Source organism: Brenneria populi, from assembly GCF_036016195.1.
GTDB lineage: Bacteria > Pseudomonadota > Gammaproteobacteria > Enterobacterales > Enterobacteriaceae > Brenneria > Brenneria populi.
On the sequence record NZ_JAYWTM010000054.1, the window covers coordinates 1 to 6481 of the forward strand.

The 6481-nt window shown below is 42.6% G+C and carries 8 protein-coding genes; all 8 read right to left on the reverse strand.

Translation table 11 applies throughout. The annotated features are described in order from the left end of the window. Positions 1-549 (reverse strand): DUF2931 family protein (locus tag VSX58_RS22240; RefSeq protein ID WP_327619956.1); only part of this gene is annotated, 549 nt, incomplete at its 3' end. Beyond that, a complete protein-coding gene (locus VSX58_RS22245; RefSeq protein WP_327619957.1) occupies positions 546-671 on the reverse strand; it encodes a hypothetical protein in 126 nt (41 codons plus the stop codon). The genes VSX58_RS22245 and VSX58_RS22240, both read right to left, overlap by 4 nt. A 37-nt stretch (positions 672-708) precedes the next feature. Further along, positions 709-1167, reverse strand: a complete 459-nt coding sequence (locus VSX58_RS22250; protein WP_327619958.1) for a hypothetical protein — start codon at positions 1165-1167, stop codon at positions 709-711. Positions 1168-1712: 545 nt separating this feature from the next. Then, a complete protein-coding gene (locus VSX58_RS22255) occupies positions 1713-2471 on the reverse strand; it encodes a hypothetical protein (protein WP_327619959.1) in 759 nt (252 codons plus the stop codon). Between the two features lie 274 nt (positions 2472-2745). After that, a complete protein-coding gene (locus tag VSX58_RS22260; protein WP_327619960.1) occupies positions 2746-3381 on the reverse strand; it encodes a hypothetical protein in 636 nt (211 codons plus the stop codon). 274 nt (positions 3382-3655) lie between these two features. After that, the gene (locus VSX58_RS22265; protein ID WP_327619961.1) at positions 3656-4237 is read right to left on the reverse strand and encodes a hypothetical protein; all 582 of its coding nucleotides are present in this window, start codon (positions 4235-4237) and stop codon (positions 3656-3658) included. 173 nt (positions 4238-4410) lie between these two features. After that, positions 4411-5292, reverse strand: coding sequence for a formylglycine-generating enzyme family protein (locus VSX58_RS22270; protein WP_327619962.1), 882 nt, complete (start codon positions 5290-5292; stop codon positions 4411-4413). Positions 5293-5305: 13 nt separating this feature from the next. Further along, positions 5306-6262, reverse strand: coding sequence for a hypothetical protein (locus tag VSX58_RS22275; protein ID WP_327619963.1), 957 nt, complete (start codon positions 6260-6262; stop codon positions 5306-5308). Positions 6263-6481: the final 219 nt, after the last annotated feature.

Genomic DNA, 6481 nt, shown 5'->3' on the forward strand with positions numbered 1-6481 from the left:
ATCCAATTTATCACCTGAAACAGTAGTGATTTTGGTGCTGCTTAAAGGAATATCAGAACGGCCATACTCCTGTAACCAGACCCGCACCACACCTGCCGGAGCCAAGCCAATAATCATCTTCTGGCGATAATCGTTTTCCTGTGGATTTAATACGTTGGGATAGGGGGTAATCATTTTCTGCCAGGTATCCGGGGCAAAAAACAACGTGGTTTCGTAAACTTTCTTGTCGATAATAGAGTCCCAGCAGAATTTTATCATTTGGGGGGGAGCTTTGGCTTGGTTAAAGGTCGGAATTCCTCTGCTTTTTCGGGCGTTCCATGTCCCAACACTACTTCCCTGAGGTTGATCTATCGTTTGGAATACATAACCATAACCCTCCGTATCCAGCAATTTGACCAGCGTTACCTGCGCCGGCAGCGCTTTGGGCGTGGTAAACGTGAAGTACCATTTATCCCAGGGCGCTTTAATTCGTTCCGGCTTTGCCTGTGCGTTGCCGGTTACCCACCCGGTCAATAATAACAGCGGCAACAGACCCGTTAAGACTCTCATGCCTTTTCTCCCTGCATATTCCATACCGCGCGTCGCCAGCCCTCGCCGGGACGATTGATAAATCCGAAAACATCGGTCACTTTTACCGCGCCATAAATCGTCCTGATTTTTTTGCCATCCAACCAGATATCCTTAAACTTAACCGGGTTCCAGTGGGCATTATTTATTATTTTTCTCTTTAATATAAATTAGTTTTTCATAATCAGGCCGTTCATCTATTGAAAAGACAATATCGCAATCTGGGTAAATACACTTAGTACACTCACGATCTTTGTTATTAACTGGCCATTCTGAACGTACAACAATATTTGGGTTTGACTCAAAAGCAAGAGATATCTTTTTGGTATTAATAGTTTTATATGTTGAGTATAACTGCCCCCCATAAGTCCGTAAAATCTTTCTACTTTTGTTTATGTTAGAAGAATACCAAGGAAAATAACCTCTTGTCATTACTATATCACCATTGAATATCTCACCACCTTCTGGATATTTATAAGGCCCATGATAATGTTGTGGTAAGTTATTATCAAAAATAAAAACCAACCCAGAGCCAATTATGTCATCAACATTAGATTTAAATGATTTATTGTAGGTAGTTTCTATGACTAGATTACTCAATCTTTATAACAACCATTTAATGGAATATCATATTTATATTCACTTCCATTACCTGATAGGATAACTTCTTTATAATAATACCCGGGCACTTTGTAACTACCACCATCAGCGCGTGGCTTGCTTGCCTTACAGATCTCAGAGCGATACATCACTTTAAGAGGTGAGATTTCCATCTCTTTAGGTAACTCTACTGAAAAATTTACCTGTTCACCTATAGGTAAAAATATTTTATTTCTAAAAAAAACAATAATAATAAAATTACTAACACGATAATTATTACTGTCTTCTTTTTCGGTACATTACAGTTATATTTACTCAATCTCTTCCTCCGCTATTCAATCCCAAGAACGGTATAAGGCATTAAGCGGAAAAGCCGTGGTATTCGGCAGCGCAATACCGAACAGCATAAGCCAGTTGATGAATTTCATGCTTTTTGATCCTCGGTGATTGCGTACCGCTTCACTCATACGCGCTGATGTTTACGGATCGCCCTGCGCCCTCATAGATCGATTGAGAATATTTCATGCCTGGATTTATCTAAAACATTACTTCATATTTTTCAATTTTTCGTAATCAGGACTTGTTTTGCCTAAAACAACTGAACCATCGGGATAAATCATTTTACTTTTCTCTCCAGATCCCATTTTTTTTATTCCAACTAATTTTACTATTTTTTTTTCATCTACTTTTGGTAAAAAGGTAATTTTTCCATTTTTTCTCGTATCTATGGTCATTCGATACGACATAAAACTTTTTTTTCCATATAAGGATAAAATCCTTTCAAACCCATCCAAATACGATTCTCTGACATATGGATAATAAACAGAAGAATAAATTAACTCATTGCGCACTGGTGCGTAATAACCGTTATTAGACGCTTCATTATCAAAGGCTACCTTTACCCCTACCGCCGTTCCAATTTCAGCATCCTTAACCAGATGATCGGTACGACTATATTCAATTCCCAGCGTGATCATACTCAGCTTCCACTCGCAAGAGCCGCCGCCGTCCACCGCCACCCGCTGGCGGTACACCCGCCCAGCCGCATCCGGCTGCAGCGCCATATGCACCGGGTTATAGCCCCGGCTTTTTACTTTGCTCATATCCGCCTGTCGTCTTTCATGCAGACAAACGCTGGAGCGATATAGGGCATTGAGCGGAAAGGCAGTGGTATTCGGCGGCGCCACGACTTCTATATCCACCCACTGGGTATTTTCCGGCGGCGCGAGCGTAAGATCCCGCTTCGGCATACAGGCCGCCAGCGGCGCAACGCCACACAACATTAGCCGTGTTATTAATTTCATGCTTTTAGATCCCCGGTGAAAATGTGCAAGTACCCCAGCTACCTTCCCCGAGCGTTTTTGTATGGCTGGGCAGTGTTTACGGCTCGTCCTGTGACATCACAGATCGATTAAAATATTCCATACATGTGATTATAAATCTCTCGCCTGATGTATTACTTCATATTTTTTAACTTATTATAATCAGGCTCACTTCTCTTTACATCTATCGAACCATCGGGGTATATGATCTTGCTGGTTTCATTTTCATTCAAACTTTTCACCCCAGTCCATCTAACTATTTTTTTTCATCCACAGTGGGTAAAAAGACGATTTTCCCATTTTTCCCAGAATCAAGAGTCATTCGATATAGCATAAGGCTTTTTTCACCATATAGAGACAAGTGTCTTTCAAACCTTTTTAGATAACGCTCTACCAGATAAGGATAATAAACCGAAGAGTAAGTTAACTCATTTTTCACCGGTTCATAATAATCATTATTGGCTGCCTCATTATCAAACGCTACTTTTAATCCAACCATGGTTCCAATTTCAGCATTTTTAACCAAATGGTCGGTACGCCTGTATTCAATCCCCAGCGTGATCATGCTCAGCTTCCACTCGCAAGGGCCGCCGCCGTCCACCGCCACCCGCTGGCGATATATCCGTCCAGCCGCATCCGGCTGCAATTCCATATGCACCGGGTTATATCCCCGGCTTTTTACTTTGCTCATATCCGCCTGGCGTCTTTCATGCAGACAAACGCTGGAACGGTATAGGGCATTGAGCGGAAAGGCAGTGGTATTCGGCGGCGCAACAACCTCAATATCTACCCACTGGGTCTGTTCCGGCGGCGCGAGCGTAAGATCCCGTTTCGGCATACAGGCCGCCAGCGGCGCAACGCCACACAACATTAGCCGTGTTATTAATTTCATGCTTTTAGATCCCCGGTGAAAATGTGCAAGTACCCCAGCTACCTTCCCCGAGCGTTTTTGTATGGCTGGGCAGTGTTTACGGCTCGTCCTGTGACATCACAGATCGATTAAAATATTCCATACATGTGATTATAAATCTCTCGCCTGATGTATTACTTCATATTTTTTAACTTATTATAATCAGGCTCACTTCTCTTTACATCTATCGAACCATCGGGGTATATGATCTTGCTGGTTTCATTTTCATTCAAACTTTTCACCCCAGTCCATCTAACTATTTTTTTTCATCCACAGTGGGTAAAAAGACGATTTTCCCATTTTTCCCAGAATCAAGAGTCATTCGATATAGCATAAGGCTTTTTTCACCATATAGAGACAAGTGTCTTTCAAACCTTTTTAGATAACGCTCTACCAGATAAGGATAATAAACCGAAGAGTAAGTTAACTCATTTTTCACCGGTTCATAATAATCATTATTGGCTGCCTCATTATCAAACGCTACTTTTAATCCAACCATGGTTCCAATTTCAGCATTTTTAACCAAATGGTCGGTACGCCTGTATTCAATCCCCAGCGTGATCATGCTCAGCTTCCACTCGCAAGGGCCGCCGCCGTCCACCGCCACCCGCTGGCGGTATATATTCCCCGCCTCATCCGGTTGCAATGCCATATGCACCGGGTTATAGCCCCGGCTTTTTACTTTGCTCATATCCGCCTGACGTCTTTCATGCAGACAAACGCTGGAGCGATATAGGGCATTGAGCGGAAAGGCAGTGGTATTCGGCGGCGCCACGACTTCTATATCCACCCACTGGCTATTTTCCGGCGGCGAGAGCGTAAGATCCTGCTTCGGCATACAGGCCGCCAGCAGTATAAAGGTAAACAATATCAGCCGGTTAATTTTCTTACCAGGTTACATAAGAGTACCAATATTAGGCTCGCTATTATTCTGTAACCAAACACACACCTTCCTTCAGGAAGTCAAACCTATAACTAAAATAGCGAAAATATTAGATTTTATTTGATCAATTACGGGTTAATAACACAACGGGCGTTATAGGCTGGTAGAACCATACGTCCTTTGCTATTAGCATCAGGCTCAATAAACTGGCGGAACACCGTCTGGTTCGCAAAAGCTCCGCCGCCACTTTGGTATCCACGCACCACCTTTTTGGTTCCGTGATCCGGCCCTCTAGGATCTATTTTTTCTGACCTAGCGTAATAATCAGGATCATACCAATCGTTGATCCAATCAACACCATTACCAGCCATATCATAAAGACCCAATGGGGTAGGCGGAAATTTTCCAACGGGATAGTTTAGTGAAGACACGCCAGTCATCGCCATTTTCTGATCTGAGTTTGCCAGATTGCGTCCTTCCTCGTACTGGCCGTTATCGGTGGCATAAATAACCATTTTACCTCCGTTGCGCGCCGCATATTCCCACTGGGCTTCAGTAGGCAAATCGATATTTTTACCCGCGGCCTTACCAAGCCATTGACAATAGTCTTTTGCCTGTTTCCAATTCATCGCGGCCGGCATATCTGGTGCGAGTATTTTATTCTCCAACGCTTTAAACATCAGTGAGACTTCAGGTTTTTCCTGCCCCGTCAATGATAGATAAGCGTTATAGTCGCGGTATGTAACTTTGTATTTACTAATACTAAAGTCTCTTAACGTCACATCATGCAGTATCTTATTATCGGGCTCAGAGGTAAGCGGTAGTTTTTCACCTACCAGCTTACCAAAGTCCCCCATTTGAAACGTATCGCCTTTGATGGCGACCATATTTTCCATAGAACGCTTCACTATTTCATCCCGCGTCTTGATCTGCGAGGAAGTGAGCGTGGTTTTATCATCACAGGCTATAGTCAATAATGGAAACAGAATAATAATTATCATTTTTTTCATACAGATAATCCCGTTAGGCAGTCATTTTACCATTTTCAGAAACGCTATCTTGCTCGTCGATCAAGGCGAGATACTGGTCCATATAATCTTGTGGAATAGGAACCAACGGATCGTTTGGATTAATGCTACTTCCGTCAGGAAGTCTTTCATATAGCCATAAAAGCTTTTCAGCATATTGTGTTGAGAATATCCCCATCCATGAGTGTTCTCCCTCAGCCAGGAAGGTAATTACCCTATCCTGATTAGTTTCCCATGAACCTGTTACGCTACCGGGACTAAGCGACAAATGTTGCATAACGTTTTCATAATCCTTTTTCGACTGAATCCACTTCAATGAATTAAAAACAGCTTGCTTACGCAGTTTCATAACGCCAACTTTGTAAAAGTTTAACGTGCTAGCATCTAAATTATCATTACGCCAGTCAACTCGATCTATAAAGTTGTTTTCAATCAACGTAGCGATAATCGTGCCTTTGGTTTCCGGAGTGGTGAATTTCAACAAATCAGGATTGGCATTAATGCTATTCATCAAATTTCGGCGCCGCTCGGCTGCTTCGATAACGCCAGACAGGTCGTTAAGAAGCTGATCAGCGGATGGGAACTCATCAACGAGTTTTCCAATTGTCTTATACATTAACTCGCCACTCTGTACTCCAGCGCTAAGCGCAAGGATTGGCAAAATAGTCAAGCTTTTGAATGCATCGTCAGAGGCTAGGTCTGCCATCTTTTGATAATCACAGTTGCGCAACATGATTACGAATGCTTCAAAGAAAGTACCAATCTCTTTGATATTAACCTCAATTCCCAATGCACCTTTGGCACCGACTCCCCAGCACAGAGCTGCCTTGCAGAAGATACGAAATTTCCCAGCGATATAAGTAATATGAAATACAGCATTGACCCCAGCACCAGCCTGAAGCGAAAGCCCTGGTTTAATGACAGCAAATTTTACAAAACTTTTGCCATCCACTGGCGATTTGCCTGTGCGTTGCCGGTTGAGCACCCGGTCAATAATAAAAGAGATAACAGTCTGGTTAATATTTTCATACTTTCTCTCCCTGCCTGTTCCATCGCATCCGTTGCCATTACCGCTGGAAAATACTTACCAGGTTCCATAGGGGTATTTTTTATCTTTAATAAAGGATTTCATGCCTTCGCTATATTCATAACCATCAGGAAAATTTGTCTC

Coding starts and splice junctions, on each gene's coding strand:
- VSX58_RS22270 (WP_327619962.1), bottom strand. CDS start 5,292: ATGAAAAAAATGATAATTATTATTCTGTTTCCATTATTGACTATAGCC.
- VSX58_RS22255 (WP_327619959.1), bottom strand. CDS start 2,471: ATGAAATTAATAACACGGCTAATGTTGTGTGGCGTTGCGCCGCTGGCG.
- VSX58_RS22265 (WP_327619961.1), bottom strand. CDS start 4,237: ATGCCGAAGCAGGATCTTACGCTCTCGCCGCCGGAAAATAGCCAGTGG.
- VSX58_RS22260 (WP_327619960.1), bottom strand. CDS start 3,381: ATGAAATTAATAACACGGCTAATGTTGTGTGGCGTTGCGCCGCTGGCG.